The 2,976-nt window shown below is 69.6% G+C and carries 3 protein-coding genes; 2 read left to right on the forward strand and 1 reads right to left on the reverse strand.

What is annotated here, in order from left to right; translation table 11 throughout:
* The coding region (locus AC1DHD_RS15280) for an alpha-amylase family glycosyl hydrolase (RefSeq protein WP_476880528.1) at positions 1 to 1,026 on the reverse strand (1,026 nt) is incomplete at its 3' end.
* A gap of 89 nt (positions 1,027 to 1,115) precedes the next feature.
* Here AC1DHD_RS15280 and AC1DHD_RS15285 point away from each other — a divergent pair.
* Positions 1,116 to 2,342: an ROK family protein gene (locus AC1DHD_RS15285; protein WP_476880529.1), complete on the forward strand. Its 1,227-nt coding sequence runs from the start codon at positions 1,116 to 1,118 to the stop codon at positions 2,340 to 2,342.
* Between the two features lie 206 nt (positions 2,343 to 2,548).
* On the forward strand, positions 2,549 to 2,976 hold a 428-nt coding region (locus tag AC1DHD_RS15290), incomplete at its 3' end, for a hypothetical protein (RefSeq protein WP_476880530.1).

Raw genomic sequence — 2,976 nt, forward strand, 5'->3', positions numbered from 1 at the left:
GGTGGAGGATGCGCCGGACTCCACGGCCTCGCCCAGGTTGCGGGTGATGATCTCGCGGAACTCGTCGGCATCGAAGTCGGCCTGCAGGAGGTCGAAGTTGAAGGCCTGGCCCAGTCCCTCGGGGCTGGCGTAGCGGGCCCGGCGGGAAGCGTGCACCCAGGCCTCGGCGACGGCGGTGCGCGGCGGGTTGTATTCGTTGAAGACCTCGCGCCATTCGACGTAGATCTCGTGGACTTCGTCGCGGTCCCAGAACGGGTGCGAGCCGTCATCGAAGCCGTCGGTCCCGGAGTTCGCCTCGCTGAGCTCCACCTTGGAGAGCAGGGGCTCGGTGAGGTCCTTGGTCAGGGCGTGCGCCACATCAACGCGGAAGCCGTCAACGCCGCGGTCCGACCAGAAGCGCAGGGTCTTGAGGAAGTCGTCGCGGATTTCGCGGTTGGACCAGTTCAGGTCCGGCTGCTCCTTGGCGAAGATGTGCATGTACCACTGACCGGGGGTGCCGTCCGGCTCGGTGATGCGCTCCCAGGCCGGGCCGCCGAAGACGGATTCCCAGTCCGACGGCGGGATCTCGCCGTTCTCGCCCTTGCCATCACGGAAGATGTAGCGTTCCCGCGCTGCCGAGCCCTTCGGCGCCGCGAGTGCTTCCTGGAACCAGACGTGGCGGTTGGAGGAGTGGTTCGGGACGATGTCCGCGATCAGCTTGATGCCGGCGGCGTGCAGGGCTGCGGACATCTCGTCGAAGTCCGCCAGGGTCCCGAGCTTGGGATCGACGTCGCGGTAGTCATCGACGTCGTAGCCGCCGTCGGCGAGCGCCGACGGATAGAACGGGGAGAGCCAGACGGCGTCGATCCCCAGCTCCTTGAGGTACGGGACCTTGGCGGTGATGCCCTTGATGTCGCCCAGCCCGTCACCGTTGGAATCGGAGAAGCTGCGCGGGTAGATCTGGTACACGGACGCCTGGCGCCACCAGTTGGGGTCGGCAGCGAGGTCGGAACCGGACAGGGTTGCCAGCGTGGCGGTGTTCGACAAGGTGAATCCTTCGGGGCTGGGGAGCGGTACCTGGTACAGGCAGTGATTGGTAACAGCCTGTCTGATAATTTAGATAGAAGCTAAATCTATTGCCGGAACAATTATGGGTCGGTTATCACCGGGAGGTCAAGATTCCGAAGCCGCAGGCCGCCGCCACTCCCCAGCTGCTGCGCCGGGTCAACGCCCAGGCCGTCCTGGCCGCCATCCGCAGCACGGACGTGGCCACCGGGACGGACCTGATGGCCGGAACGGGCCTCACCCGCGCCTCGGTGATTGCCGTGTGCGAGGACCTGATCCGGCGCGGCTGGATCAGGGAACTGGACGCGCCGCGGAAGGGTGCGGGAGCCGGAGCCCTGCAGAAGGGCCGGCCGGCGCGGCGGTTCGAACTGCGGGCGCGGGCCGGCGTCGTCCTGGGCCTCGACATCGGCGCGGCCACCACCACCGCGGCGGTGGCTGACCTCCGGGGCACGGTGCTTGGCCGCGCCAGCGGAAGCTTCCGTGCCGCGGACATCCCGGCCGCGGAGCGGGTCAGCGTGGTGGACCGGGCCTGCCGGGAAGCGCTCGCAGCCGCGGGCGAGTCCCCGGGCAAGGTCCTGGCCGTCGGCGCCGGCATCGCCGCACCGGTGGACCGTGGCGGCAAGGTGCTGGCCGCCCAACATTTCTGGAGCCTGTTCGACGTCGGACTCCGCTCGGCCCTGCAGGACCTGCACGGCTGGACGGTGCTGCTGGAGAATGACGCCAACCTGGCCGCGCTGGGTGAACGCTGGCGCGGATCCGGCGCCGGGGTGGATGACCTGGTGGTGCTCCTGGCGGGGGAACGGCTGGGCGCGGGCGTGCTGGAGTCCGGCCGGCTGCTGCATGGCCGGGCCGGCGGCGCAGGCGAGATGGGCTTCCTCGACATGGTCGACGGGGTGGGGTCCAGCGACGGGATCGCCAGCCTGGCGCGGCAATGGCAGGCAGCCGATGGTGGTCCCGCCAACGGGGGCGACGCCGGCGCCCGGCAGGTGTTCGAGGACGCCGCGGCCGGAGACACAGCGGCCCTGGCGATCCTGGGCAGGCTTTCGGAGCGGATGGCCCGGGTGATCGCCGCGATTGCCAGCCTGCTCAATCCCGAGCAAGTGGTGATAGGCGGCGCCGTCGCGGATTCGGCCGGCGCCCTCGTGCCCGGCATCACCGCCGCGCTGCCGCGTTTCACCGCCACTCCCCCGCACGTGACCGTTTCCCCGCTCGGGGACAGGATCGTCACGGTGGGCGCTGTCCGGCACGCCCTGGACTTCGTCGAGGCCAACGCCCTGGAACTGGAACTGGCCGGTTGAGAGCTCTCCGGGCGGCGCGCAGCACGCCGGAAGGCTTCCTCAAGATTCGGCAACGATTGGATACCCAAGTCGAAAGTTTGCCGCAGGTTTCCAATTATTCCGGCATGCCCTCCGTAGACTGACTGCAATTTGGTCTCTTGCGGCCGTTCAGCTGACCCGTCGGCTGGGCGGCGGTCTCATGAAAGATAAACGTGAACTCTTTACGGATGAAGACTGCGCTCTTTGCCGCACTTGTCCTTGCCCTGGTGTCGGCTCCCGCAACCGGTGCGTTGCCCGCATATGCCGAGACGGCGCCGTCGCCGACCGCGAGCGCTGCGGCGACGCCGCCGGCGGGAGCGTCCGCAACGGCAACGGCGGCCCCGGCGGTATCTGCGGGGCCGACCCCGACGCCGGCAGCGACCACGGCTGCCCCGGCCGGGACGGTCCAGCCCGCGCCGGCACCGTCCGTCACAGCACCCGCCAGCCCCGCACCGTCAGGCACAGCACCGTCCCAGACCTCCGCTGAGGCGCCCGTTCCGGGCTCCAACGAGCCGTTCGTCGCGCACACGTTCGTTGACCCGCTCCCCACGGGCCGGAAGGGCCAGCCCGCCTCCGCCACCACCACCGCGGGGCGGCTGAGCACGGAGTCCTACTC

Source organism: Arthrobacter sp. 05L45_2 (assembly GCF_056397525.1).